Here is a 24,644-nt window from a genome sequence, read left to right on the forward strand (position 1 = left end):
TCGATTTGGTGAGGGGGAAGCCGCGATCAATTCGCGGAATTCCTTGTCCCCGACCATCCGGGGAGAGAGCGGCGGCCAGAGACGTCAGACGGTTTTCGTCGTCGTTTTGGCCTTGGTTTTGGAGAAAGCGGCAAAACACGCCCGCTGCGCAGCCTGGATGGCCGGCAGTGCGGAAGCAGCGATATGGAATTCGCAGGCGCGCATGTGGGTGTCTTCCCGTTCGCGAAGCTGTTTAAAAGATTTTCGCAACGAGTCAAGCGATGGCTGACTCAGGTGATGCACCGCATTGCCATTATGCCGCGCCGCAGCATTCGCTGTGCACGGCAGGCGCGATATTAGACGAAAGTCATAATCCCAAAGCATCGCTCTCCTTAGCCCTTGAATTCTGGCAATCTGCGACAATGCGTCGCCACGTCCTTGTTCAGGAGGGAAAAGACAGGGAAGTCCGGCGCCTCAGTTTCACTTGTTGGGAGGACGACAATGGCAAATGTCGCAACGGCGGTCGACGCCAGAACGAAGCCGATGACGGCCGAGGAGAGGAAGGTGATCATCGCTTCCTCGCTCGGCACCGTTTTTGAATGGTACGATTTCTATCTCTACGGAACGCTGGCCGCGATCATCGGCAAGCAGTTCTTCTCGCAGTTCCCGCCGGCAACGCAGGCGATCTTCGCCCTGCTGACCTTTGCCGCCGGCTTCCTTGTCCGCCCCTTCGGCGCCCTGGTTTTCGGTCGTCTTGGCGATCTCGTCGGCCGCAAATACACCTTCCTTCTCACCATCCTGATCATGGGCCTGTCGACCTTTGCGGTCGGTCTTCTGCCAAGCTATGACCAGATTGGTGTTGCTGCGCCCATCATTCTCGTGGCGCTGCGCATGGCTCAAGGCCTGGCGCTCGGCGGTGAATATGGGGGCGCGGTGGTTTATGTTGCCGAGCATTCGCCGCGGAACCGGCGAGGTTTCTATACCGCCTGGATCCAGACCACGGCCACCATGGGTCTGCTCCTGTCGTTGTTCGTGATCGTGACCTTGCGCCTCAACATGGGCGAGGAAGCCTTCGCGACCTCGCAGCCGATTCTCTTCGGGCTTCAGGGTGGATGGCGCATTCCCTTCCTTCTGTCGATCATCCTGCTCATCATATCGATCTACATTCGCTTGCAGATGAACGAATCACCGCTCTTCAAAAAGATGAAGGAAGAGGGCACCCAGTCCAAGGCCCCGCTGTCGGAAGCTTTCGGTAACTGGGGGAATGGCAAGATCGTGCTGATCGCGTTGTTCGGCCTCGTGGTCGGCCAGGCGGTCGTCTGGTATACGGGACAGTTCTACGCCCTGTTCTTCCTGCAGACTGTGCTGAAGATCGATCTTCTGACAGCCAACGTGCTGATCGCCTGGGCGTTGATTATCGCAACACCCTTCTTCCTGGTGTTTGGCTCTCTTTCTGACCGGATCGGAAGGAAGCCGGTGATCCTGGCGGGCTGCCTTCTCGCGGCAGTAACTTACTTCCCTCTGTTCAGCGCCCTGACAACGGCGGCCAACCCGACCTATTCCAAGGCGATCGAAGCCGTGAAGGCTGAAGTTAGGGCCGATCCCGCCACCTGCGGTTCCCTGTTCGACCCGGTCGGCATTCGCACCTTCACGACGCCTTGCGATGTGATGCGCCGCACCATGTCAACTCAGGCTTTCCGCTACACGCTGGTGGACGCGCCTGCGGGCTCTCCGGCCCAACTCGTCGTCAATGGCGGAACGCCGATATCCTTCACCGATGCCCCAGCCTTCAATGCAGCGCTCGGCCCGGCTATGGTTGCGGCTGGTTATCCGGCGGCAAACGACCCGGGCAAGGTCAAGGTCAGCGGCTTTTTCTCCGCCTTGGCTAACGGTCAGTCGTTGACGGTCATCGCGATCCTGACGATCATGGTGATCTACGTCACCATCGTATACGGCCCGATCGCTGCTGCCCTGGTCGAGTTCTTCCCGACCCGCATTCGTTATACGGCCATGTCCCTGCCCTACCACATCGGTAACGGCTGGTTCGGCGGCCTCCTGCCGGCCACCTCCTTCGCAATCGTCGCCTCCACCGGCGATATTTTCGCAGGACTCTGGTATCCCGTCATCTTCGCACTTTTGACGGTCGTCATCGGCGTGCTGTTCGTCCGCGAGAAACGGGACGTCGATCTCGCTCACTGAGGCAAGATCAGCAGATAAAAAAGGGGCCTGGTACAATGTGCCGGGCCCTTATGCTTTTGAAGGTTCTTATGGAATTCGAGCCGGTATCTTTGATCCGGCACCTACGCTTCGGCTTAATGATGCTCCGGAATCCTTGCCGTTTTGCGCGATACGCCTTGAGTATTTAGTCTCTCCGCTTCGGCGGAATGCCGCGGAGCGGGAATGGCACTGTCGCTCGATTGGGGCGCAGGAGGAGAGGAATGGGCCGGCGCGGAACCGGCCAACCGTCAGGCTCCTGCCGGAAGAGCAGCCCGTAGCGGGAAAAGACGATTGCCATGATGACCGAGAACCAGGCGCCGAAGGAGAGACCGGCAATCACGTCGCTCGGATAATGCGCCGCGACAATGACGCGCGAAAAACCGAGCCAGAAGCTCATGATCAGAAAGAACAGGCGGTAGCGCGGAGCGAGCAGCGCCAGCGCCATCAGGAATGCCCCGACCGTAGTTGCGTGACCGGAAGGAAAGCTTTCGAACCGGGAGCCGGAAAAGGGGCTGAGCCCGTAAAAGCTCCATTGCTCGTAAAGAACCGGGCGGGCGCGGCCGATGATGCGCTTCACCAGGTTGACGAGAAGGCCAGAGCCGGCAACGGCCACAAAGATGTAAGCCGCAACATGGCTGACCAGCATTGCCTGGAAGCGGGCTTTCAGGCCGGGTGCGAGCCGGATAACGGCGAGCGCTTCGAAGAAGAGGAGTGCTGCCGCAAAAAGGATCCAGCCGGACGTGCCGAAATCGGTAATCGCCTTGCCGATCGGCAGCAGCACGTTGGGCGTATGGGCGGCATAGGAGCCAACCGGAGCATCGAGCAGGAAAAAGGCGATCAGGATCAGGTTGACCGTGACCAGCGCGTAGGAAAGCCATCGCGGCGACGGTGGTCCGGATGGATGGCGATACCGCCGATGTTTCAGTTTTTCGATTGTTCGTTTCATCGGCCTCTTCCGTGGCGCGGGACCGATCCCGCGCCGCTTCTTCCCATAGATTCCGCAATATGGGTAGCGGGATGCCGAGCGCCAACGTCGAGGTGCCTTTCCGCCGCGACGGAAAGGCACCTCGATCGGTGTGTCAGGCGGAGAGGCTTACGAATTCCTTGAGGATCGCATCGCCCATCTCGGCGGTGCCGACCTTGCGGGCGCCTTCGGCCATGATGTCGCCGGTGCGGATGCCCTGATCGAGCACGTTGGCAATCGCCTTTTCGAGATTGTCGGCTTCCGTGACCATGTTGAACGAGTAACGCAGGCACATCGCGAACGAGGCGATCATGGCGATCGGGTTGGCAACGCCGGTGCCGGCGATGTCTGGCGCTGAACCGTGCACCGGCTCGTAAAGCGCCTTGCGCTTGCCGGTCTTGGCGTCGGGTGCGCCGAGCGATGCGGAAGGCAGCATGCCGAGCGAGCCGGTCAGCATGGCCGCGACGTCGGAGAGCATGTCGCCGAACAGGTTGTCGGTGACGATGACGTCGAACTGTTTCGGAGCGCGGACCAGCTGCATGCCGCCGGCATCGGCCAGCATGTGGTCGAGCTTGACGTCGGAATATTTCGCCTTGTGCGTCTCGGTGACCACCTGGTTCCAGAGCACGCCCGACTTCATGACGTTGCGCTTTTCCATGGAGCAGACGGTGTTCTTGCGGGTACGGGCAAGCTCGAAGGCGACGCCTGCGATACGCTCGATCTCATAGGTATCGTAGACCTGGGTATCGATGCCGCGCTTCTGGCCGTTGCCGAGGTCAACGATTTCCTTCGGCTCGCCGAAATAGACGCCGCCGGTCAATTCGCGGACGATCAGGATGTCGAGGCCTTCGACCAGTTCCGGCTTCAGAGAGGAAGCGGAGCTAAGCGCCGGATAGCAGATGGCCGGACGCAGGTTGGCAAACAGCTCCATGTCCTTGCGCAGCCGCAGGAGGCCTGCTTCCGGGCGCACTTCATAGGGAACCTGGTCCCATTTCGGGCCACCGACGGCGCCGAAAAGCACGGCATCTGCATTCATGGCCTTGCTCATATCCTCTTCGGAAATGGCAGCGCCATGGGCATCATAAGCGCAGCCGCCGACCAGTCCTTCGTCGAGGACGAAATCGGCCTTCATGGCGCTGTTCATATGGGCGATGATCTTGCGGACTTCGCCCATGGCCTCGGGGCCGATGCCGTCGCCGGGAAGGAGGAAGAGGTTCTTTGCCATATCGTTTTCGTGTCCTTGCGGGTTTCGCAGGCTCGCGTCCTCCCGCGCGGGTTCTCCGCGCCTGGCATAACCTCGTCCGAGCCTGCCAAAGGACGAGGCTGGAAAGGTTTCAGGGACTGCCGGCGCCGATGCGGGCGGTCACCTCGATCTCGATCTTCATTTCGGGCGTGGTGAGGCCGCACACGACCATGGTGGCCGCAGGCCGGATCTCGGAGAAGGTCTCGCCGAGAACCTGCACGATGGCATCGTAATCGGCCATGTCGGTGAGGTAGTAGCGCACCCGGACGATATCCTGGAGGCCGCTGCCGGCCTCTTTCAGCGCTTTTTCGATCGTGCCGAGCGTGTTGCGCGTCTGGACGGCAGCGTCTTCGGGCATTTCCATCCTGGCATAGTCGTAGCCGGTGGTACCGGAGACATAGACCATGTCGCGGTCCACCACGGCGCGCGAGTAGCCGATCCGCGCTTCGAAGGGCGATCCGGAGGAAATCCGCTTGACCATCAGGATGCTCCGGAAATCAGAGCCAGGGGCGAGCGGCTCGGTTGTTGTTTTCGAAAGTGCTGATCGCGGCATCGCTCTTCAGCGTCGAGGCAATGTCGTCGAGGCCTTCGAGCATGATGTGGCGGCGGCCGGGATCGATGTCGAAATGGATGGAGCCACCATCCGGGCCGGTGATTTCCTGGGCTTCCAGGTCGATCGAGAGGATGGCGTTCGAGCCGCGCTCGGCATCGTCCATCAGCTTTTCAAGATCTTCCGGGGAAACGACGATCGGCAGGATGCCGTTCTTGAAACAGTTATTGTAGAAAATGTCGGCGAAGCTCGTCGAGATGACGCAGCGGATTCCGAAATCGAGAAGCGCCCACGGCGCGTGTTCGCGCGAGGAGCCGCAGCCGAAATTGTCACCCGCAACCAGGATCTTGGCGTTGCGATAGGCCGGCTTGTTCAGCACGAAATCGGGATTTTCAGAACCGTCGTCCTTGTAGCGGGCTTCCGAGAAGAGACCCTTGCCAAGACCGGTACGCTTGATGGTCTTGAGGTAATCCTTCGGAATGATCATGTCCGTGTCGATATTAATGACCGGCAGCGGCGCTGCAACGCCGGTGAGCTTGGTGAACTTTTCCATGATCTGCCTCCAGGTGGACTTATCTGCGGAAGCTGCCATAAAGCAAATCGACGCAGATTTGAAGGCCTGTTTGGCGTGAACCGGTACGCCAACACGCCGGAAACCGGCGTATTCGCCTCAGTCAGCGCTTAGAACGATCAAAGGTCGATGATCGTGCCGCGGCCGTCGTTCCAGACGCGCATCTCGCGCTTGCTTGTCTTGGCCCGAACCGGAACCGGCTTCAGCCGCGCCGAAAGCGCACGCCCGACGGACAGAACTGCGAGAATGCCGGCAAAGGCGACGGTCAGCGAAGCCGTCAGAAGTGCTGCCATGGCGAGCACGGCGATGGCCGATATGATGACGAAGAAGACGCGAATATTTTGCATGGTATATACCTTTCTCACCAAGGAATGTGGAGCCTTGCGCCCTTTCTTGCAAGGGGCTTTGGGCATGCAGTATTGCCGCAGACCAAAAAGATTGGCACAAAGCGCCGATGATCGCCTTGACCGATATCAAATCCGCCTCCTTTCATATTCGCCGGTCGATTCTGAGCGTGCCAGCCGGAAACACGAGGGCATTGGAAAAGGTGCATGGCCTCGATTGCGACGCGGCGATCTTCGACCTCGAAGATTCCGTCGCGCCGGAAAAGAAGACGGAAGCCCGCGAGAACCTGCGCCGGCTGTTTAAGGAAAACCCGCCCAAGGGCAGGGAAGCGATCATCCGCATCAACCCGCTCGAAACCGAGTTCGGCAAGGCGGACATGGATCTCGTGACCGAAGTCTCTCCGGATATCGTGCTGATCCCGAAGGTCGAGCATATGTCGCAGGTCCAGGCGGTGGCGGATATCCTGTCCGAAGCCGGGGCTCCGGACGATCTCGCCATCTGGGCGATGATCGAAACGCCGAAGGGTGTCCTGAATGCGCCGGCGATTGCCCCTGTCGACGAGCGGCTCCAGTGTTTCGTGGTCGGCCTCAACGACCTGCGCAAGGAAACAGGCGTGCTGCCGCAGCTGGGCCGGGCCTATCTGGTGCCCTGGCTGATGCAGATCGTGCTCGCCGGCCGCGCCCATGGCATCGATGTGATCGACAGTGTCTTTAACGACTTCAGCGATGCGGAAGCCTTCGAAGCGGAATGTGCCCAGGGCCGCGCCATGGGTTTTTCCGGCAAGATGCTGATCCATCCGGCCCAGATCGAACCCGCCAACCGGCATTTCGGGCCGGATCCACAGGCCGTGGAAGAGGCGGAAGCGGTGATCGCCGCCTTTGCGGAACCGGGAGCGCAACATCTCAACATCATCAACCTGAACGGCAAGATGGTCGAAAGGCTGCATCTGGCGGAGGCCCAAAAACTTGCCGTCACGGCCCGGATCATCGCTGAAAGAAAGAAAACGCCATGAAACTGTATCGCTTCCTCAGCGGCCCCGACGATTCCTCCTTCTGCCACAAGGTGACGGCGGCGCTGAACAAGGGGTGGGAACTTTCCGGCTCGCCGACCTATGCCTTCAACGCCACGACCGGCGAGATGCAGTGCGGCCAGGCGGTGACGAAAACCGTTCACGGCAAGGAATATGACCCCGAAATGAAGCTCGGCGAGCAATAGGCTTCCGTCAGGGGATCAGCGCTGGGCAGCTTCGTCGGCGCTGGCCTCGATACGCTCCATGTCGTCGTCGCTGAGGCCGAAATGGTGGCCGATCTCGTGGATCAGCACATGGGTGATGATATCGCCCAGGGTTTCCTCGTTTTCCGCCCAGTAATCGAGGATCGGCCGGCGATAAAGCCGGATGCGGTTCGGCAATTCGCCCGTTTCCATGTTGAACCGCTCGGAAATGCCGCGGCCTTCGAAAAGGCCGAGCAGGTCGAAGGGTGTCTCGAGCGCCATGTCCTCGAAAACGTCGTCGTCCGGGAAATCCTCGATCTCGATCGTCAGGTTGACGGTGAGAGCCCGGAATTCCTCCGGTAAATGACCATAGGCCTCGATTGCCAGCGACTCGAACGTGCTGATCGTCGGTGCGTGGCGATCCTGCCAATCGTCGGTCTGGTCGATGCGGGCCATAGGCTCTCCTTCTGATCAGGCCCATATAGTACCTCCCGCGATATTTTTCGAGTGAAGAATCATCGGCCTAGGATCCAAGGAAAAGATTCCCAGGATTTGGTTGTTGACTCTTTCGGGCAGCTCTGGAATCCATAAGAACATAAAGAGAACATGTACAGATGGAGCTGACGCCATGGCCGAGCACGCCACGGCGCAGGAGACGCTTTTTGCCCTGCGCGAACAGATCGCCAGATTGGAGGGAAAATCTCTGCCGGCGCTTGCCGCGGCGGAACAGGCGGACTCGGCTGCCGATCCGGAGGGCAGGAAATCCAAGAACAACCCACCCCGTCTGCCATTCGGCGTACCGCCGATGGATACCGCCTTGGAAGGTGGCCTGCCGCTCGACGGCATCACGGAAATCCGTTCCCGTTTGATGGGGGATGCCGGGGCAGCAAGCGGCCTTGCTCTCTCGCTGGCGTCCCACCTCAAGGCGAGACAGCCGAGCGAGGCGCCGCTTCTCTGGATCTGTGATGTCGTCTCCATGCAGGAGGCCGGAATTCCTTATTCCATCGGTCTCAAACAGTTCGGATTGAGCCGCCGGGATATTCTTTACGCCTCGCCACGCAAGTTGGACGATGCCCTGTGGCTTGCCGAGACCGCATTGGCGAGCGGGGCTCTTGTCGCCGTCATTCTCGAAATCCGGGGAAATCCCAAGCATTTCGGGCTCACCGAAAGTCGCAGGCTGGGTCTGAGGGCAAAGGCGGCGGCGCGGCCACTCTTTTTGTTGCGGCATGCGGGAGAGGAGGAGGCGAGCAACGCCTCGTTCCGCTTTCTTGTCGAACCGGCGCCGGCGGCTCACCGGCATCTTCCGGATGGATCCGTGCTTGGCGGCAGCATCGGTCATCCCGTTTTCAGGCTGACCCTGGAGAAGAGCCGTAACCCGGCTCCTCTGTCCCTACTTCTGGAGTGGAACCCCCATGACCGTCAATTTTCCCTTGGCCAAGACACAGGAGAGGCTTTTTCTTTCCTCAACCCGCCAGCGCATCCTGGCGCTCGTCTTCCCGCATCTGCCGACCGACAGGATCGCGCGCCGGCTCTGGGGACTGTCGTGGCGTTCGAAAGGGCGTCCTGAGCATCATCCGCCGATCCTCTGCGCCGGCCGGCGCGAAAACGCCATGCGGCTCACAGCGCTCGACGAGGTTTCCGAACGTCTTGGTCTGAAGCGCGGGCAGGGGCTGGCGGAGGCGCGCGCCATGTTTCCGAAGATCGACGTGGTGGACGAAGATGACGCTGCGGACCACGGCCTTCTCGAGGCGATCGCCGATTGGTGCGATCGTTATACCCCGCTGGTGGCGCTGGACGGCCGCGAAGGCCTGTTTCTCGACATCAGCGGCTGCGCCCATCTCTTCGGTGGCGAAGAAACCCTGCTGAAGGATATTCTGGGCCGGCTTCTGCAGATGGGCTTCGACGTCAAAGGGGCGATCTCCTCGTCGCCGGGCCTGTCCTGGGCGGCCTGTCGTTTCGGCCGCGGCGGCGTGATCGCCGATCAGGTGACGGAGGAGGTGCTGGCGCCTCTGCCGGTCAACGCTCTGCGCATCGATGAGGCCACCGTCGCATCGCTTTACAAGCTCGGACTGAAAAGGATCGGCGACCTTCTGCCCATGCCGCGTGCGCCGTTGGCTCGCCGTTTCGGCATGCAACTGTTGCTTCGACTGGATCAGGCGCTCGGGCACAATGAGGAAGCCATCTCGCCTCGCCGTCCGGTGGCGGCCCTTTCCGCCGAGCGGCGGCTTCCCGAACCGATCCAGGCGGAAGAGCATATTCTGCAGCTCACCGGCCAGATTGCGATTTCGTTGAAATCGGAACTGGAGGCTCGCGGTGTCGGGGGGCGGGTTTTCGAACTGGTCCTTTTCCGTGTCGATGGCCGGGTGTTTCGCATCGCGGCCGGCGCCTCGCAGCCGTTGCAGGATCCGAAACGGATCTCCTCGTTGTTTTCCGAGCGCCTGAACGCGGTGCATGACGATCTCGACGCCGGCTTCGGTTTCGAGCTCCTGCGTCTCAACGTGCTGCAATACGATGTCTTCAGGATTTCGCAGGGCGATTTCACCGGCAATGGTGACAGCGAAATCTCACTTGCCGATTTTATCGACCGGGTCTCGGCCCGGCTCGGGGCCGACTGTCTGCAGATCGCCGATCCCAAACAAAGCCATATGCCGGAGCGCGCGGAAATATTTGTGCCGGCGATCGCGGCACGGATCGTCCGGGAAGGAACCCTGGAGCTTTCCGCCTTCGTGCCGAGAAGCGATCGGCCCTTGCGACTTTTCAGGCATCCGGAGCTCGTGGAAGCCTTTGCGGCAACGGTGCCGGATGGGCCTCCCCGGCGTTTCCGCTGGCGCCGCATCGTCCATGAAGTCATCCGCGCCGAAGGGCCGGAGCGGATTTCGCCGGAATGGTGGCATGACGAGGAGGATGTGGAGGAACGCGATTATTTCAGGCTTGAAAGTGAAGCTGGCCGCCGCTTCTGGATTTTCCGCGCAGGCCATTACGTTGCCGGCAAGGCTGCACCGACCTGGCGGGTGCACGGGATTTTCGCATGACGAACGCTCCCGCCTTTTTCGAGATCGGCGCCAAGACAAACTTTTCCTTCCTGGAAGGGGCGGCCAAACCCGAGGAGATGATCATCGCGGCCAGCGTGTCCGGCTTGTCCGGTCTCGGTATTGCCGACAGGAATTCCGTTGCCGGCGTGGTGAGGGCGCATAGCCAAGTCAGAAACATGAAGGAAACCTACGAACTTCAGCAGAAACAGGGCAGAAAGAAAGACGAGGAAGCGGCCATCCTCCCTTGCGCGTTTTATCCGGGAGCGCGGCTCGTTTTTTCCGACAAGACGCCGGATGTTCTCGCCTATCCGCAGAACCGGAAGGGTTGGGCCAATCTCTGCCGCCTGCTGAGCCGGGGGAAACTCAGGGCAGACAAGGGGGCCTGCATTCTGGAAGAATGGGATCTTCTGGAATGGTGCGACGAGATGATGCTGGCGGTCGTGCCGGATTTTTCCCGCGTGGAAGAGATGTCCTATCGACATCACCTGGAAGGCTGCCTCGGTAGATACCGGGAGCGGTTCAGAAAGAACATCTATTTGGTTCTGTCGCCGACCTATGATGGACGAGATGCCTTTGTCTTCAGCGCGCTTGCCCAGATTGTGGCGGGCAGCCGGGTGCCTTTGATTGCAACCAATCTGCCCCTTTTCCATCTCCCTTATCGGCGTTCCCTGTCGGATGTGGTGACGGCGATCCGCGAACATGTGACGGTCCAGGAAGCTGGATTCCGGCTCGCGCCGAATGGAGAAAGGTACATCAAGCAGGCTGCCGAAATGGCGCGGCTCTTCCGCGGCTATCCGGACGCGATCGCCAATACGGAAAAGTTCTTCAGCCGGCTGAAGTTTTCCCTCGATGAACTCAGCCATAACTATCCCGACGAGAGCGTGCCTGGCGAGACCGTGTCCGAAACCCTGGAACGGTTAACCTGGGAAGGCGCAAAGCGCCGATATCCCAACGGCATCGAGGAAAAGGTCTCCAACCAGATCAGGTACGAACTCGATCTGATCAAGGAGATGGAATACGAGCCCTATTTCCTGACGGTGCGCCACATTGTCTGGCATGCCAGATATGTTCTCAAAATCCTCTGCCAAGGGCGTGGATCCGCCGCCAATTCCACCGTCTGTTTCTGCCTCGGCATCACCGAGGTCGATCCCACATTCACGACGCTTCTCTTCGAACGGTTCATTTCGACGGAGCGGAACGAGCCGCCGGATATCGACGTGGATTTCGAGCATGCGCGACGCGAGGACATTATCCAGTATATCTACCAGCATTACGGCTATCGCCATGCCGGTTTGACGGCGGCGGTCACCAGTTACCGGACCCGCATGGCAGGCCGCGAAGTCGCAAAGGCTTTCGGCCTTTCCGAAGATGTTCAATCGGCGCTTTCCAGTACCGTCTGGGGTTGGTCGGAGGATGGGCTTTCGGAGCGGGACGCCAAAGTCGCCGGCCTGGATGTGACGGACAGGACGACACTCAAGGTGATAGCCCATGCGAAGGAACTCATGGGCTTTCCACGCCATCTTACCCAGCATGTCGGCGGGTTCCTGATAACCCGCGACCGGCTGGATGAAGTCGTGCCGATCATGAAGACGGCGATGCCGGGCCGTTACATGGTCGAATGGGACAAGGACGACCTCGATACGCTGAAACTTTTAAAGATCGACGTGCTGGCGCTCGGCATGCTGACCTGCCTCCAGAAGGCATTCGAGCTGATGAAGCAGCATTACGATCGAGAAGAGACGTTGGCTGGTCTTCTCTTGAAAGATGAAGACCCAAACGTCTACGGCATGATTTGCCGGGCCGATACGATCGGCGTTTTCCAGATCGAAAGCCGGGCGCAGATGAGCATGCTGCCGCGGCTGAGGCCAGAAAAATTCTACGATCTTGTCGTCGAGGTAGCAATCGTTCGACCGGGACCGATCCAGGGGAATATGGTGCATCCCTATTTGAAGCGGCGGGAGGCCCTGCGAAACAATCAGCCCATCGAATACCCGGGCCCTAAGTTGAAGAAAGTTCTTGAACGGACACTGGGAGTGCCGCTTTTTCAGGAACAGGCAATGCAGATCGCCATTACTGGAGCCGGTTTTTCACCCGCGAAAGCGGACAAACTGCGTCGGTCGATGGCGACGTTCAAGCGCTCCGGAAGAGTGGAGGAATTCCGGCGTGATTTCCTTGCTGGCATGGAGAACAATAATTACCCAAGAGAATTCGCGGAAAGCTGCTTCAGTCAGATCGAGGGTTTTGCCGAATACGGGTTTCCGGAAAGCCATGCAGCTTCATTCGCTTTGCTTGTCTACGCCTCCTCCTGGATCAAGGCCTATTATCCGGATGTCTTCTGCACGGCGATGTTGAATTCCCAGCCAATGGGCTTTTATGCGCCAGCGCAGCTCGTTCGCGATGCGCGGGAACATGGCGTCAAAATTCTTCCCGTCGATATCAATCGCTCGGATTGGGATTGCACTTTGGAAGCGGCTGCCTTTGATAGGAATGCGATCGATAAGCGCCATGGATCCATGCGGGACGTCATCAAGACCCGGCGGGCCGTGCGGCTTGGGTTTCGCCAGGTCAAGGGCCTTGCCGAAAAAGACATGGCCGAAAAGCTCATCGCCAACCGAGGAGAGGGCTATACCTCGATCCATGATCTCTGGCAGCGGTCCGGCCTCGACAAGTCGGATATCGAGCGGCTCGCGGATGCCGATGCCTTCAACTCCGTAGAAATCAATCGTCGCGAGGCGCTCTGGGCGGTCAGGGGGCTCGATGCCAGGAGGGCTGCCGAGAAACTGCCTCTGTTCGAAGTGGCTGATCGCATGGATCTGCGGCCCGAGGCGAGAGTGGCGCTTCCGGAAATGCTGCCCGGGGAACAGGTGGTTGAGGATTACCGCTATCTCTCGCTTTCGCTGAAGGCGCATCCGGTCTCTTTCCTGCGGGAGGAATTCAAGGCGATGGGGATTACCCGGAGCGTCGATCTCTTGACTGTCCCGAACGGGCAGAGGGTGACGATCGGCGGGATCGTTCTCGTCCGGCAGCGGCCGGGTTCGGCCAAGGGCGTTATCTTCATGACGCTGGAAGACGAGACCGGTGTTGCCAATGCGATCGTCTGGTCGAAGATTTTCGAACGTTACCGGCCGGTCGTGATGGGCGCGCGGCTGGTGAAGATTCGGGGGAGGCTGCAAAGCCAGAGTGGTGTCATCCATACCGTGGTCGAGCATGTCGAGGATATTACCCCGATGCTGGGTCTGCTGCAGAAGGAGGCGAAGCGGCTCGGCGTATCGGTCCGCTCGGACGAGACGCTGCAATCGAGCGGCGACCACCGGCAGAAGAGGCGCTCGAATGGAATGGAGGAGGCACGCGGGGGGAGTGCAAAGGAGGCGGTGCCTCGCGATTCCTACGAAGCCGGACCAGGGAGCGTCATGCCGAAGGGCCGCAATTTCCACTAATTACCGATGCAATGATACAAAGGAAGAAGCCGTGGGCATGGCAGCCTCCCTTAAGAAGTGACTCATATATGTCGATTCTTTCTTGACATCCTCTGTCCGCTTTCGCAAAAAGAAGATGTTACAGGTCATGTTTGGCAGGTCGACCGAGAATGCTGGTTTGCAGTTGCAATTACATCACCGACAGGGAAATCAAGGACGTCATCACGCAGCTCCTTGACGAAGACTGTTGGCAGCTCATCGTACCGTCAAAGGTCTATCACGCCATGGCGAAACGCGGCCGCTGCTGCGGCTGCTTCCCAAGCGTTGTCGACCTGATCATCCGCACAACCGAGGAATATCACGCCGCGCACCACTCGACGGAAGACGAGGTGGTCGTATATATGTCCCGCTTGAGACAATTCCACGAGGAAAACAGGAGAGCGGACATTGAAAGGCGACTCAAAGGTCATCGAGCGGCTTAACGAGGCACTTTTTCTCGAGCTAGGCGCAGTCAACCAGTATTGGCTGCATTATCGCCTGCTGGACGATTGGGGCTTCAAGAAGCTCGCGAAAAAAGAGCGGGCGGAATCGATCGAAGAAATGCATCATGCCGATCGTCTCATCGATCGCATCATCTTTCTCGAAGGCCACCCCAACCTGCAGACGCTTGCCCCGCTGCGCATCGGCCAGAACGTCAAGGAAGTGCTGGAGGCCGATCTTGCCGGCGAATATGATGCCCGCACGGCCTACAAGGCTTCCCGCGATATCTGTCACGCGGCCGGCGACTACGTCTCGATGAAGCTCTTCGAAGAGCTTCTGATGGATGAGGAAGGCCATATCGACTTCCTCGAAACCCAACTCGATCTGCTGGCAAAAATCGGCGAGGAGCGTTACGGCCTCCTCAACGCGGAATCTGCGGATTCTGCCGAATAATCGGCTGTTACCTGAACATAAAAACCCGGCGAAGCATCCACTTCGCCGGGTTTTTCATTGCGGCCATGAAACTGTTTCAGATGGCGGCTGCCCCGGCAGTCAAAGCCGCTCGGTCGCCACCTTGGCCAGATGGGTGAACTCCGCGACGACCCGATCGTAGACGGCACGCTTGAAGGGCACGATCAGGCCGGGAAGATCCGCCATCGGCTTCCATTCCCAGGCATCGAACTCCGGCGCGTGTCCGCCAGGCGGCGGGTTGATGGCAATCTCGCTTTCGTCGCCGTCGAAGCGGAAGGCGAACCAGCGCTGGGTCTGGCCGCGATATTTTCCCTTCAGCCCGATGCCGATCAGATGTGCTGGCAGATCGTAATTGATCCAATCCTGCGCCTCGGCAAGCAAGGTGACGGAGCGCATCCCCGTTTCCTCATAGAGCTCGCGATAGGCGGCCGGAAGCGGGTCCTCCCCCTTGTCGATGCCGCCCTGCGGCATCTGCCAGAGCTGCGGCGAGCCGTCATATTCGCTGTTGCCCTGGCTGATGCGCCGGCCGGCCCAGACGAGGCCTGCGTGGTTCAGAACCATGATGCCGACGCAGGGGCGATAGGGAAGCTCCTCGGCGACGACCGAACGTTTGTCTTTTTTGCTCATGGATAACTCCGATCGATTACGGTCCGACGCTTTCGCTCGCGAGCGACGAGACGCCGACAATCTCGATACCGCGCTGCGAGGCTTCCTCGATCCATTGCCTTATCGCATCGATGCTCTCGTCGAAAGCCGAGGCGATGCCAATCGCCGTGCCCTTGCGGCCGGCTATGCGCTCCAGTTCGTCGAGCTTCTTGAGGATGGCGTCCTTCTGCAACTGCCCGTCAAGCGTCAGATCGCCAAAGGCATGGGGCAGTTCGATCGCCTTGGCAACGATCGCCGTCTTCGACTGCGCGGATGTCCCGTCGTCGAGGAAAAGCAGTCCCCGCTTGGAAATATCGCGCAGGACCGGCTCCAGCGCGCCGGCATCCGAGAGATAGCGGCCGCCGAGATAGTTCATCACGCCGGTATAGTTGGTAATCTCGCCCATGGCCCGGTGAAGGCGGCCGAGATTATCCTTCGCTGACATCTTGGTCAGCAGCGTCCCAGGGCCGGGATCGTTTGCCGGGTAATCGAACGGTTCAAACGGCACCTGGATCAGGATTTCGTGGCCGGCGCGCCGGGCTTCCTGCATCCAGCGCTGCAGGCTGTTGCCGCTGACGGCAAAGGCGAGCGTCACTGTCGGCGGCAGGTCGCGGATCGCCCGCTGTGTGCCCGTCTGGCTGAGGCCAAGACCGCCGACGACGATCGCGACGCGGGTTCCGCGCGCGCCCGACCAGGGGCGCGCATATTGATCCATCGGCCGCTGCCCGCCAGGTCCGACAACAGGCAGCCGGCCATGGGGCGAATCCTCCAGAAGCGCGTCGTTGGGTTGGGCAGCCACGCGGGGGTCCTGGCCGATCCGCTGGGTGCCGATCATCACCGCTCCGCTGCCGTCGCGCGGACGGGGGGTATACTTGGTCACCACCGAACCGTCATCGGTGAGCGTCCGCTCGATATTGGCGCCGGAACCGGGATCGGAACGAGGCATGCCGGCGGATGGCTGGGGCGCCGCGTTCGGGTCGGGTTTGGCGGAAGGCTGGGTCGGTTCGGGCTTGGAAGCAGGCGGAATGTTGGAAGCGGTTTGCTTCAGGGCATCATCGCCGCGCATGGCGTAGAGCGAAAGCCCCAGGACACCAGCAACCGCCAGCATCGCGAAAACGACTGCGAGAGAAAACCTTCGGTTCCGTCGCCGAGCGGCCGGCCGGTTCTGTCCGAGCGGTGCATGGAGATCGGTGCCCAAGGTCTGTTCCGCGTTTCTTCTGCAGATACGAAGAACCGGCCAGCGAGACGTTTTCGACGCGTCACGCTGGCCGGCCCGATGATGTCTTTACTTCTTGATCGTGGCTGCCGCCGCCTTATCCGGGCTTGGCGGGAAGGACGGATCCTTCTTGGCGCCGCGGAAGAGGTCGAGTGCATAGTTGAGCTGGATGTCGTCCTTGGCTTCCGGCGGCACGTAGGCTGCGGAACCGGAACCCTCGTCGGTCTCGGCTGCACCCTGGATGTGGCCGCGCAGGCTGGATTCGCCCTCAGCCCGGATCTTGCCTTGCAGTTCCGCCGGCAGCGGCTGATCGACCTTGATATCCGGCTGGATGCCGGTGCCCTGGATCGACTTGCCCGACGGCGTGTAATAGAGCGCGGTGGTCAGACGCAGCGCGCCGGCATCGCCGAGCGGGATGATCGTCTGAACCGAACCCTTGCCGAAGGAGCGCGTGCCGAGAACCGTGGCACGGCGCAGATCCTGGAGCGCACCGGCGACGATTTCCGAAGCGGAAGCCGAGCCGCCGTTGACAAGCACGATGACCGGCTTGCCGTCGGTCAGATCGCCTGGGCCGGCGTTGAAGCGGCGGGTCTCGTCGGCATTGCGGCCGCGGGTCGAAACCACTTCGCCACGTTCAAGGAAGGCGTCGGAAACGTTGATCGCCTGATCGAGCAGACCGCCCGGGTTGAGGCGGAGATCGAGCACGTAGCCCTTCAGCTTGTCGGCCGGGACATCCGCCTTGATCTTCTTGATCGCCTTTTCGAGGTCGTCATAGGTCTTCTCGGTGAAGGAGATGACGCGGACATAACCGACATCGCCGCCTTCGACACGCGACTTCACGGCGCGGACCGCGATGATGTCGCGTACCACGGTGATGTCGAGCGGCTTGTCGGCGCCCTGACGAATGATCGTCAGTTTGATGGGGGTGTTGATGCCGCCGCGCATCTTCTCGACGGCTTCTTCGAGCTTCAGGCCGCGCACCGGCGCGCCATCGATCTCGGAGATGAAGTCGCCTGCCAGAATACCAGCCTTGGAAGCGGGCGTATCGTCGATCGGCGCGATGACCTTGACGAGTTCGTTCTCCATCGTCACCTCGATGCCGAGGCCGCCGAACTCGCCACGCGTCTGCGTGCGCATGTCTTCGGCATCCTTGGCATTCATGAAGCTCGAATGGGGGTCGAGCGAGGTCAGCATGCCGTTGATGGCGTTCTCGACCAGCTTTTCCTCATCCGGCGGCGTCACATACTGAGCGCGGACCCGTTCGAACACGTCGCCGAAGATTGACAATTCCCGGTAGGTCGAAGGGCCGGCGGCCTGCGCCGGCACACCGGCCGAATAAATCACGCTCATCGCGGTCGCACCCAAGAGTGCACCGACGATGACAAGAGAAGCCCTACGAATCATTTCGTGCCCTTCCAGTTTCTTTCGAGGTCCACCACGGCTTGGAATCGAGCGGTGTGCCATCTTTTCGGAATTCAATGTAAAGCGTTGGACGATCTGTTTCCAGCGCCAATGCGGTTGCGCTTGCCACTCTTTTCTCACCCATCACGGCAATGGGTTCACCTGCGAAAACGAACTTGCCCTGCCGTGCATTCACAACGTCCATGCCGGTCAGAACCAGATGGTATCCATCTCCGGCATTGAGGATGATCATCTGTCCGTAACTCCGGAAGGCTCCGGCGAAAACCACCAGGCCGTCAGCCGGCGCCGTCACCACTGCACCCGCGTTCGAAGCAACAGTCATGCCTCTCGCCGTGTGCCCTGTCCCGTCGGCGTCGCCGAACCACCGCAATACATCTCCGGCGACCGGAAGCTCCAGCTTCTGCTTGAGGCTCGAAAACGCGTATGCGGGCGCAATGCGGTTTTTGTCAGGCACGCCGCTTTGGGCAAGCTGCTTTGCCCTTTCGCGCTCGGCGTCCGACATCATGCGCTGGCGTTCCTCCTCGGCGCGTGCCTGGTCGATCGCCTCGCGCACTGAGGCGATTTCGCCTTCGAACGACTGGATGAGGTTCTCGAGCGTGGTGGCGCGGCCGGCGAGCTCCTCGGAGCGGCGGCGCTCGGCGTCGAGATCGGCCGTGTTGCGCTTGTTCAACTTTTCGTTTTCTGCAAGCAGCAGGGCCATGCGCCGGTCCTCTTCGAGGCTCGCGGCAATGGTGGTGGAAACGGTGGTCTTCTCGGTCATCGCCAAGGCCTGGAGAGAAGCCAGGGACTGAAGGTCGGCAACGAGCTTGTCCGCCTCGTGGCGCATGCCGGGAACGACGGCGCCAAGGAGGATTGCGCTGCGAACGGAGGCGAGCGCATCATCCGGCGTCACCAGAAGTGCCGGAGGAGGATTGCGGCCCATGCGCTGCAGGGCGGCGAGCACTTCGGCGAGTACCGCGCGGCGGCCGCGCAGGGAGGTGCGGATACCGTCCTCCTTGAGCTTCAGTTCGGTGATCTTCTTTCCGCTGTCGAGGATCTTGGTTTCCAGGCTCTTGCGGCGTGCTGCAGAATCAATCAGCGCCTGGCGGACATCGGCGGTGTTCTTCCTGATATCGGCGATGGTCTTTTCGATGGCGGCAGCCCTGTCGCCCGAAATCTTCATGCTCTTGGTCAGAACTTCCAGTTCGCCGCGGGTTTCGTTGCGGCGGCGCTGCAGATCGGCCGTGGGATCGACTGCCGCGGCCGGTGCCGCCTGGGGCGCCGTCGGCGAGGCCACGTTCTGGGCGCGGGCGGTATTGGAGATCTGGAGGGGCGGAACCAGCGCGAAACCGAGACCCGCCGCCAGAAGCAGCGCGCGCCGGTACGATGTGATCCTGGTTGTCCGCATTCCCGCTCCGCTATTCGCCGGATCGAGAAAGCCTAAGCTGATTTGCCCGACGAGGCCACAAACAACATCGTGTTTGAAGGTAAACGATCGTTTAAGCCCTGTGATAGGGATGGCCCGAAAGAATGGTGACGGCGCGGTAGAGCTGCTCGGCGATCAGAATGCGGACCAGTTGATGAGGCCATGTCATCGAGCCGAGGTTGAGCACCATGTCGGCCCGTTCGCGCAAGTCCGGATCGAGCCCGTCGGCGCCGCCGATCGCCAGCATCAGGTCGCGTTTGCCGCTGTCGCGATATCGGCCGATCGTGGCCGCAAAAGCCTCGCTGTCGAGTGCCTTGCCGCGTTCGTCGAGAAGAATGAGGACCGCGCCTTCGGGAAGTGCCTTTTCGAGCGCACCAGCTTCCTCGCGCTTGCGGGTATCCGCATTCGAGGCACGGCTTTCCTGGATCTCGATCTGTTTCGACAATTCCAGACCCACCGCCGGGCCAGCCTTGGCGAAGCGGTCGAGATATCGGGACGCAAGCTCCTTCTCCGGTCCGGTCTTTAGCCGTCCCACGGCGAAAAGGCTTATTCGCATGTCCTGATCCGTTGATTTTGGGGCCGAAAATTCCACCTTGCGGCGAGTTCGCACCCAGCCGCGTGATTTCGACCTCAGTCCGACCGGTTCAGGACATGCCCGAACCCGTCAGTGCAGCAGCGTGCCTTCCTGGATATCCGGCGTCGCCCACATCTTTTCGATGTTGTAGAACGCGCGGATTTCAGGCCGGAACACGTGGACGATGATGTCGCCGGTGTCAATGAGCACCCAGTCACCGGTCTCCTGTCCTTCGACGCGGGCGGTTCCCAGCCCCTCGTCCTTCAGGTCGGAAATCAGGTGATCGCTGATGGCCATGACATGCCGGTTCGATCGTCCGGAGACAACGACCATGTAGTCCCCGAGCGCTGATTTTCCAGCAATGTTGATGGTGACAATCTCTTCAGCTTTGGAGTCCTCGAGACTTGCGAGGACCAGTTCGAGAGCGCGGGCGGCAGCATCGGCGCCACGTTCCAGGCTCTGCGGGAGAACGGAGGCCGTCCTGCCCTTGGCGTGTACTGTTGTCAGGGTTTGTCCTTTCATCCGGGTAACAGCAACAGGCACTTGAAGCGAATCCGATTCACGCTCGGCCGCTGTATTAAAGGTGGCATCGAATTCTTAATCTTTCAAGAGAGCGTCCGAAAAGGTGATAGAAAGATGTAGACCCTTTCGTCGCCGATGCTAGTCCGATTTCTGGTCGTTTGCGGCGCGGATCGCCGTGGAGCTCAGCGCCGAACGCGGGCCGTGGATGAAGGTCCAGGCCGGCGCGCGCCGCTTCCAGAGCGTGCCCGCGTCATCCTCGTCCACCCGGGCGTAATCGAAGGTACGGGCCATTTTCGACGACAGGAACGACAGCGTCGCCCCCGGCCGATCAATGACCGCGATCGGGAAGGTCGAGGCGATCGTCTGCCATTTCTGCCAGAGATGGAAGGTTTTCAGGCTGTCGGCGCCCATCACCCAGACAAAATGCACGAGCGGATTTCGGGCCTTCACGAAGGAGAGCGTATCGGCGGTATAGGACCCGCCGAGCGTCTTCTCAAAGGCGGTAATCTTGATGCGCGGGTCGTCGATCAGCTTTTCGCTCATCGTCAGCCGATCGTCCAGCGAAGCAAGTTCGGAGCGGCTTTTCAGCGGGTTGCCCGGGGTCACCATCCACCAGAGCTGGTCGAGGCCTAGCCGGCGAAGCGCGATCTCGGCGACCAGGAGATGGCCCTCATGCGGCGGATTGAACGAACCGCCGAACAGGCCGACGGCCATGCCCCGTTCGGCATGCGGCATGACCAGATATCGGCGGTCGATCGTCTCTTCCGTCACGCGCGGTCAGGGCCGGATTTGGCCGGTGCCGTGCACCCGGTATTTGAACGAGGTCAGCTGCTCGACGCCGACGGGGCCGCGCGCATGCATCTTGCCGGTCGAAATACCGATCTCGCCGCCCATGCCGAATTCTCCGCCATCGGCGAACTGGGTGGAGGCATTGTGCAGCAGGATCGCTGAGTCGAGTTCGTTGAAGAAACGGGATACGACCTCAGGATCCTCGGCGATCACCGCCTCCGTATGGTTCGAGGAATAGGTGTTGATGTGGCGGATGGCGCCGGAAATGCCGTCGACGATCGCAACCGAGATGACCGCGTCGAGATATTCCGTGCGCCAGTCCTCTTCCGTCGCAGGCTTGAAGCCCGGAAATACCTTGAGGACGGCCGCCGAGGCGCGGATTTCGCAGCCGGCTTCCGTCAGTGCTTCGAGGACAGGCATCAAATGCGTGCCGATCCCGGCACTGTCGACCAGCAGGGTCTCGGCCGCTCCGCAGACGCCGGTGCGGCGCATCTTGGCGTTGACGATGATCCTCTTGGCCATTTCCAGGTCCGCGGAGGCGTCCAAGTAGATATGGCAGAGGCCTTCGAGATGGGCGAAGACCGGCACACGCGCCTCGTTCTGGACGCGGGCGACGAGGCTCTTGCCGCCGCGCGGCACGATCACGTCGATCGCGCCATCGAGGCCCGACAGCATGGCGCCGACGGCGGCGCGATCGGTGGTCGGCACGATCTGGATCGCGTGTTCTGGAAGGCCCGCCGCCTTCAGGCCTGCGACGAGGCAATCGTGGATCGCCTCCGAGGACCGGGCAGAATCGGAACCGCCGCGCAGGATCACGGCATTGCCGGCCTTGAGGCAGAGCGCGCCGGCATCGGCGGTGACGTTCGGCCGGCTTTCATAGATCACGCCGATGACGCCGAGCGGTGTGCGGACACGCTCGATATGGAGCCCGTTCGGACGGTCCCAGGCGGCGATGACTTCACCGACCGGATCCTTGAACTCGGCGATCTCGCGCAGCGCCTGCGCCATGCCGGCGATCGACTTTTCGGTCAGCGTCAGCCGGTCGATGAACGACGGCAGAAGGTCCTTGCCCTCGACCTGTTTCAGGTCCGCGGCATTGGCGGCGAGGATCTTGTCCCTGGCGGCAAGGATCGCGTCCGCCATCGCCTGGAGCGCCTTGTTCTTCGCGTCGGTCGAAGCCGTTGCGAGCTCGCGGGCCGCAGCCTTCGCATTGCGACCGATCTCGCCCATCACAGCGGCGACGTCGCCTGCCTTTGCAACCATATCAAGCATGGGCGGCATCCTCCTTGCGGTCTTCTTTTTTGGCTTTACGTTTCGCCGGCCCGGTCATCACCAGGTCGTCGCGATGGACCATGGCGGCGCGGCCGGCATAACCGAGGATCGCTTCGATCTCGCCGGATTTGCGCCCGGTGATCTGGCGTGCCTCTTCGGCGTCGTAGCTCACAAGCCCCCGGGCGATCTCGCGACCGTCGATGCCGATGATCGCGACCGTGTCGCCGCGATGGAAATGGCCGTTGATGCGGCGTACGCCGGCGGGCAGCAGGCTTTTGCCGGTGCCGAGCGCGGTTTCAGCGCCTTCGTCGACGAAAAGTTCGCCGGCCGGTTGGAGCTGGCCCGCGATCCAGGTTTTCCGTGCAGTCACGGGGGTCCCGGAGGGCGCGAACCAGGAGGAGCGGGCACCCTGTTCAATCGCGCGCAGCGGATGCTCCATCTTGCCGGATGCGATAATCATGGCGCAGCCGGCGCCGGTGGCGATCTTGCCGGCGTCGATCTTGGTGCGCATGCCGCCGCGCGACAGTTCGGACGCAGCGCCGCCGGCCATGGCTTCGATCTCCGGCGTGATTGCGGGCACGAATTCCAGGAATTTCGCGTCGGGATCGAGATGCGGCGGAGCAGTGTAAAGGCCGTCGATATCGGACAGCAGCACGAGCAGGTCGGCGCTGGTCATGGTGGCGACGCGGGCGGCGAGGCGATCGTTGTCGCCGTAACGGATTTCGGTCGTGGCGACCGTATCGTTTTCGTTGATGATCGGCACGGCGCCGATCTTCAGAAGCTGGTTGATGGTGGCACGGGCGTTGAGGTAACGGCGACGCTCCTCCGTGTCGCCCAGCGTCAGCAAAATCTGGCCGGCAACGATGCCGTCGCGCGACAGGCTTTCCGACCAGGCGCGGGCAAGCGCGATCTGGCCGACCGCCGCCGCTGCTTGGCTCTCTTCGAGCTTCAACGCGCCGGAGGGCAGGTCGAGCACGGTGCGGCCCATGGCGATGGCGCCCGAAGAGACGACCAGAACATCGATGCCTCTCGCCTTCAACGCGGCGATATCGGCGCAGATGGCGTCGAGCCATTGCGATTTCAGGCCCGTCTTGCGATCGACGAGCAGGGCCGAGCCGATCTTGATGACGATACGGCGATGGCCGGCGAGAGGCTTGCGGACTGCCGTCATTCGTCCTCGTCCTCATCGTGATCCTGGATGGGGGTCGAGCGATCGGGCAGCGCGGTTTCGTTGACGCCGCTCGCCTCGACGATCACGTCGCGCAGCGCGCGCAGCACCTCGGTCATGCCCTTGCCGGTGACGGCGGAGATCAGGAACGGCGTCTGGCCGCAGGCCTTTTCCAGTTCCTTGGCCTTCTTCTTCAGCTCCTTGTCGTCGAGCACATCGATCTGCGACAGCGCTACGATGACCGGCTTGTCGATCAGGCCACCGCCATAGGCCTCGAGTTCGTGTTTGACGGTCTTGTAGGCCTTGCCGACCTTTTCCTCGACGGAGGAGACCAGATGCAGGAGCACCCGGGTGCGCTCGACATGGCCCAGGAACCGGTCGCCGATGCCGACACCCTCGTGGGCGCCTTCGATCAGGCCGGGAATATCGGCGAGCACGAACTCGCGGCCGTCGATGGTGGCGACGCCGAGATTGGGATGCAGCGTCGTGAACGGGTAGTTGGCGATCTTCGGACGGGCGCGGGTGACGCTGGCAAGGAAAGTCGACTTGCCGGCATTCGGCATTCCGACGAGGCCGGCATCGGCGATCAGCTTCAGCCGCAGCCAGATGGTTTTTTCCTCGCCCTCAAGGCCGGGATTGGCCCAGTTCGGCGCCTGATTGGTCGCGCTCTTGAAATGGGTGTTGCCGAAGCCGCCATTGCCGCCCTTGGCGAGCCGGAACCTCTGGCCTTCGCGGGTCAGGTCGATGATCAGCGTCTCGTTGTCTTCCTCGAAGATCTGGGTGCCGACGGGCACTTTCAACGTCACTTCGCCGCCATTGGCGCCGGTGCGGTTGCGGCCCATGCCGTGGGTGCCGGTCTGCCCCTTGAAATGCTGCTGGAAGCGGAAATCGATCAGGGTGTTGAGGCCGTTGACGGCCTCCACCCAGACGTCGCCGCCGCGCCCGCCGTCACCGCCATCGGGTCCGCCGAATTCGACGAACTTTTCCCGCCGGAACGAGACCGCGCCCGCGCCGCCGTCGCCGGAGCGAATATAGACTTTTGCCTCGTCGAGAAATTTCATCTTGTCGCCGTCAGTCTTGTGTTAGTCGGGATGCCTGTCGCTTTAGGTAGGGCGCTCAGTGCATGTCGATAGGGGTTTCGATATCGTCGG

At 61.1% G+C, this 24,644-nt stretch carries 24 protein-coding genes and 1 pseudogene; 8 read left to right on the forward strand and 17 right to left on the reverse strand.

The features are described from left to right. Positions 1–84: 84 nt before the first annotated feature. Positions 85–363, reverse strand: a complete 279-nt coding sequence (locus C5J24_RS32095; RefSeq protein ID WP_172724152.1) for a hypothetical protein — start codon at positions 361–363, stop codon at positions 85–87. A 117-nt stretch (positions 364–480) separates the two neighbouring features. Between C5J24_RS32095 and C5J24_RS26480 the strand changes: the two genes are divergently transcribed. Continuing rightward, positions 481–2,178 carry an MFS transporter gene (locus tag C5J24_RS26480; RefSeq protein WP_105422166.1) on the forward strand — a complete coding sequence of 566 codons (1,698 nt, stop codon included), beginning with the start codon at positions 481–483 and terminating at the stop codon, positions 2,176–2,178. A gap of 163 nt (positions 2,179–2,341) precedes the next feature. Here C5J24_RS26480 and lpxE read toward each other — a convergent pair whose 3' ends face one another. The 5 genes from lpxE to C5J24_RS26505 all read right to left on the reverse strand — a co-directional run bounded on the left by lpxE (position 2,342) and on the right by C5J24_RS26505 (position 5,871). Next, a complete protein-coding gene (gene lpxE, locus C5J24_RS26485; RefSeq protein ID WP_105422168.1) occupies positions 2,342–3,142 on the reverse strand; it encodes a lipid A 1-phosphatase LpxE in 801 nt (266 codons plus the stop codon). 133 nt (positions 3,143–3,275) lie between these two features. After that, entirely contained in the window at positions 3,276–4,385 is a 1,110-nt protein-coding gene (leuB, locus tag C5J24_RS26490) for a 3-isopropylmalate dehydrogenase (protein ID WP_105422170.1), read from the reverse strand. Positions 4,386–4,494: 109 nt separating this feature from the next. Then, the gene (locus tag C5J24_RS26495) at positions 4,495–4,884 is read right to left on the reverse strand and encodes a RidA family protein (RefSeq protein ID WP_105422172.1); all 390 of its coding nucleotides are present in this window, start codon (positions 4,882–4,884) and stop codon (positions 4,495–4,497) included. A 16-nt stretch (positions 4,885–4,900) separates the two neighbouring features. Continuing rightward, positions 4,901–5,506: a 3-isopropylmalate dehydratase small subunit gene (leuD, locus tag C5J24_RS26500; protein WP_046634664.1), complete on the reverse strand. Its 606-nt coding sequence runs from the start codon at positions 5,504–5,506 to the stop codon at positions 4,901–4,903. Between the two features lie 137 nt (positions 5,507–5,643). Then, complete coding sequence (locus C5J24_RS26505) at positions 5,644–5,871, reverse strand: hypothetical protein (protein WP_105422174.1); 228 nt, start codon at positions 5,869–5,871, stop codon at positions 5,644–5,646. A 107-nt stretch (positions 5,872–5,978) separates the two neighbouring features. Here C5J24_RS26505 and C5J24_RS26510 point away from each other — a divergent pair, with 107 nt between their 5' ends. Together C5J24_RS26510 and C5J24_RS26515 are read left to right on the forward strand one after the other, a co-directional pair. After that, positions 5,979–6,881: a CoA ester lyase gene (locus C5J24_RS26510; protein ID WP_105422176.1), complete on the forward strand. Its 903-nt coding sequence runs from the start codon at positions 5,979–5,981 to the stop codon at positions 6,879–6,881. Next, a complete protein-coding gene (locus tag C5J24_RS26515; protein ID WP_007764402.1) occupies positions 6,878–7,084 on the forward strand; it encodes a DUF1737 domain-containing protein in 207 nt (68 codons plus the stop codon). The genes C5J24_RS26510 and C5J24_RS26515 overlap by 4 nt, the downstream gene beginning before the upstream one ends. Before the next feature lie 15 nt (positions 7,085–7,099). On the opposite strand, the gene C5J24_RS26520 is transcribed toward C5J24_RS26515, so the two are convergent. Beyond that, a complete protein-coding gene (locus C5J24_RS26520) occupies positions 7,100–7,537 on the reverse strand; it encodes a metallopeptidase family protein (protein WP_038547261.1) in 438 nt (145 codons plus the stop codon). Positions 7,538–7,709: 172 nt separating this feature from the next. On the opposite strand from C5J24_RS26520, the gene C5J24_RS26525 reads away from it, so the two are divergent. The 5 genes and pseudogenes from C5J24_RS26525 to bfr all read left to right on the forward strand — a co-directional run bounded on the left by C5J24_RS26525 (position 7,710) and on the right by bfr (position 14,462). Beyond that, positions 7,710–8,648, forward strand: coding sequence for an ImuA family protein (locus C5J24_RS26525; protein ID WP_105422178.1), 939 nt, complete (start codon positions 7,710–7,712; stop codon positions 8,646–8,648). 13 nt (positions 8,649–8,661) lie between these two features. Next, positions 8,662–10,113 (forward strand): DNA polymerase Y family protein, encoded by a 1,452-nt coding sequence (locus tag C5J24_RS26530; RefSeq protein ID WP_371674838.1) that lies wholly within the window; start codon positions 8,662–8,664, stop codon positions 10,111–10,113. Further along, entirely contained in the window at positions 10,110–13,550 is a 3,441-nt protein-coding gene (locus C5J24_RS26535; RefSeq protein ID WP_105422182.1) for an error-prone DNA polymerase, read from the forward strand. The genes C5J24_RS26530 and C5J24_RS26535 overlap by 4 nt, the downstream gene beginning before the upstream one ends. A gap of 57 nt (positions 13,551–13,607) precedes the next feature. Then, positions 13,608–14,011, forward strand: a pseudogene (locus C5J24_RS32475) ((2Fe-2S)-binding protein). Beyond that, positions 13,977–14,462: a bacterioferritin gene (bfr, locus tag C5J24_RS26545; protein WP_007764418.1), complete on the forward strand. Its 486-nt coding sequence runs from the start codon at positions 13,977–13,979 to the stop codon at positions 14,460–14,462. Before C5J24_RS32475 ends, bfr begins: the two are co-directional and overlap by 35 nt. A gap of 99 nt (positions 14,463–14,561) precedes the next feature. Here bfr and C5J24_RS26550 read toward each other — a convergent pair whose 3' ends face one another. The 10 genes from C5J24_RS26550 to obgE all read right to left on the reverse strand — a co-directional run bounded on the left by C5J24_RS26550 (position 14,562) and on the right by obgE (position 24,554). Beyond that, on the reverse strand, positions 14,562–15,107 hold the full coding sequence (locus tag C5J24_RS26550) for an RNA pyrophosphohydrolase (RefSeq protein ID WP_046636733.1): 546 nt from the start codon (positions 15,105–15,107) through the stop codon (positions 14,562–14,564). A 16-nt stretch (positions 15,108–15,123) separates the two neighbouring features. Then, the gene (locus tag C5J24_RS26555; RefSeq protein ID WP_105422184.1) at positions 15,124–16,323 is read right to left on the reverse strand and encodes a divergent polysaccharide deacetylase family protein; all 1,200 of its coding nucleotides are present in this window, start codon (positions 16,321–16,323) and stop codon (positions 15,124–15,126) included. Between the two features lie 87 nt (positions 16,324–16,410). Next, positions 16,411–17,745 (reverse strand): S41 family peptidase, encoded by a 1,335-nt coding sequence (locus C5J24_RS26560; protein WP_046636735.1) that lies wholly within the window; start codon positions 17,743–17,745, stop codon positions 16,411–16,413. Beyond that, positions 17,735–19,150: a murein hydrolase activator EnvC gene (locus tag C5J24_RS26565; RefSeq protein ID WP_105422186.1), complete on the reverse strand. Its 1,416-nt coding sequence runs from the start codon at positions 19,148–19,150 to the stop codon at positions 17,735–17,737. The genes C5J24_RS26560 and C5J24_RS26565 overlap by 11 nt, the downstream gene beginning before the upstream one ends. A 91-nt stretch (positions 19,151–19,241) precedes the next feature. Next, positions 19,242–19,724 carry a 23S rRNA (pseudouridine(1915)-N(3))-methyltransferase RlmH gene (gene rlmH, locus C5J24_RS26570; protein WP_105422188.1) on the reverse strand — a complete coding sequence of 161 codons (483 nt, stop codon included), beginning with the start codon at positions 19,722–19,724 and terminating at the stop codon, positions 19,242–19,244. Between the two features lie 108 nt (positions 19,725–19,832). Further along, a complete protein-coding gene (rsfS, locus tag C5J24_RS26575; RefSeq protein ID WP_046636738.1) occupies positions 19,833–20,264 on the reverse strand; it encodes a ribosome silencing factor in 432 nt (143 codons plus the stop codon). 138 nt (positions 20,265–20,402) lie between these two features. Then, positions 20,403–20,999 (reverse strand): nicotinate-nucleotide adenylyltransferase, encoded by a 597-nt coding sequence (locus tag C5J24_RS26580; RefSeq protein ID WP_245437599.1) that lies wholly within the window; start codon positions 20,997–20,999, stop codon positions 20,403–20,405. 42 nt (positions 21,000–21,041) lie between these two features. Continuing rightward, on the reverse strand, positions 21,042–22,325 hold the full coding sequence (locus C5J24_RS26585) for a glutamate-5-semialdehyde dehydrogenase (RefSeq protein ID WP_105422191.1): 1,284 nt from the start codon (positions 22,323–22,325) through the stop codon (positions 21,042–21,044). Then, the gene (proB, locus tag C5J24_RS26590) at positions 22,318–23,496 is read right to left on the reverse strand and encodes a glutamate 5-kinase (RefSeq protein ID WP_105422193.1); all 1,179 of its coding nucleotides are present in this window, start codon (positions 23,494–23,496) and stop codon (positions 22,318–22,320) included. The genes C5J24_RS26585 and proB overlap by 8 nt, the downstream gene beginning before the upstream one ends. Then, positions 23,493–24,554, reverse strand: a complete 1,062-nt coding sequence (obgE, locus tag C5J24_RS26595; protein WP_105422195.1) for a GTPase ObgE — start codon at positions 24,552–24,554, stop codon at positions 23,493–23,495. The genes proB and obgE overlap by 4 nt, the downstream gene beginning before the upstream one ends. Positions 24,555–24,644 lie beyond the last annotated feature (90 nt).

The organism is Neorhizobium sp. T25_27 (assembly GCF_002968565.1).
GTDB classification, from domain to species: Bacteria; Pseudomonadota; Alphaproteobacteria; order Rhizobiales; family Rhizobiaceae; genus Neorhizobium; species Neorhizobium tomejilense.

Coding starts and splice junctions, on each gene's coding strand:
- C5J24_RS26550 (WP_046636733.1), bottom strand. CDS start 15,107: ATGAGCAAAAAAGACAAACGTTCGGTCGTCGCCGAGGAGCTTCCCTAT.
- C5J24_RS26580 (WP_245437599.1), bottom strand. CDS start 20,999: ATGCCGCATGCCGAACGGGGCATGGCCGTCGGCCTGTTCGGCGGTTCG.
- C5J24_RS32095 (WP_172724152.1), bottom strand. CDS start 363: ATGCTTTGGGATTATGACTTTCGTCTAATATCGCGCCTGCCGTGCACA.
- C5J24_RS26515 (WP_007764402.1), top strand. CDS start 6,878: ATGAAACTGTATCGCTTCCTCAGCGGCCCCGACGATTCCTCCTTCTGC.
- rsfS (WP_046636738.1), bottom strand. CDS start 20,264: ATGAAAGGACAAACCCTGACAACAGTACACGCCAAGGGCAGGACGGCC.
- C5J24_RS26560 (WP_046636735.1), bottom strand. CDS start 17,745: ATGATTCGTAGGGCTTCTCTTGTCATCGTCGGTGCACTCTTGGGTGCG.
- leuB (WP_105422170.1), bottom strand. CDS start 4,385: ATGGCAAAGAACCTCTTCCTCCTTCCCGGCGACGGCATCGGCCCCGAG.
- obgE (WP_105422195.1), bottom strand. CDS start 24,554: ATGAAATTTCTCGACGAGGCAAAAGTCTATATTCGCTCCGGCGACGGC.
- C5J24_RS26520 (WP_038547261.1), bottom strand. CDS start 7,537: ATGGCCCGCATCGACCAGACCGACGATTGGCAGGATCGCCACGCACCG.
- C5J24_RS26585 (WP_105422191.1), bottom strand. CDS start 22,325: ATGCTTGATATGGTTGCAAAGGCAGGCGACGTCGCCGCTGTGATGGGC.
- C5J24_RS26525 (WP_105422178.1), top strand. CDS start 7,710: ATGGCCGAGCACGCCACGGCGCAGGAGACGCTTTTTGCCCTGCGCGAA.
- C5J24_RS26505 (WP_105422174.1), bottom strand. CDS start 5,871: ATGCAAAATATTCGCGTCTTCTTCGTCATCATATCGGCCATCGCCGTG.
- C5J24_RS26535 (WP_105422182.1), top strand. CDS start 10,110: ATGACGAACGCTCCCGCCTTTTTCGAGATCGGCGCCAAGACAAACTTT.
- C5J24_RS26480 (WP_105422166.1), top strand. CDS start 481: ATGGCAAATGTCGCAACGGCGGTCGACGCCAGAACGAAGCCGATGACG.
- leuD (WP_046634664.1), bottom strand. CDS start 5,506: ATGGAAAAGTTCACCAAGCTCACCGGCGTTGCAGCGCCGCTGCCGGTC.
- rlmH (WP_105422188.1), bottom strand. CDS start 19,724: ATGCGAATAAGCCTTTTCGCCGTGGGACGGCTAAAGACCGGACCGGAG.
- C5J24_RS26510 (WP_105422176.1), top strand. CDS start 5,979: ATGATCGCCTTGACCGATATCAAATCCGCCTCCTTTCATATTCGCCGG.
- lpxE (WP_105422168.1), bottom strand. CDS start 3,142: ATGAAACGAACAATCGAAAAACTGAAACATCGGCGGTATCGCCATCCA.
- C5J24_RS26495 (WP_105422172.1), bottom strand. CDS start 4,884: ATGGTCAAGCGGATTTCCTCCGGATCGCCCTTCGAAGCGCGGATCGGC.
- proB (WP_105422193.1), bottom strand. CDS start 23,496: ATGACGGCAGTCCGCAAGCCTCTCGCCGGCCATCGCCGTATCGTCATC.
- C5J24_RS26565 (WP_105422186.1), bottom strand. CDS start 19,150: ATGCGGACAACCAGGATCACATCGTACCGGCGCGCGCTGCTTCTGGCG.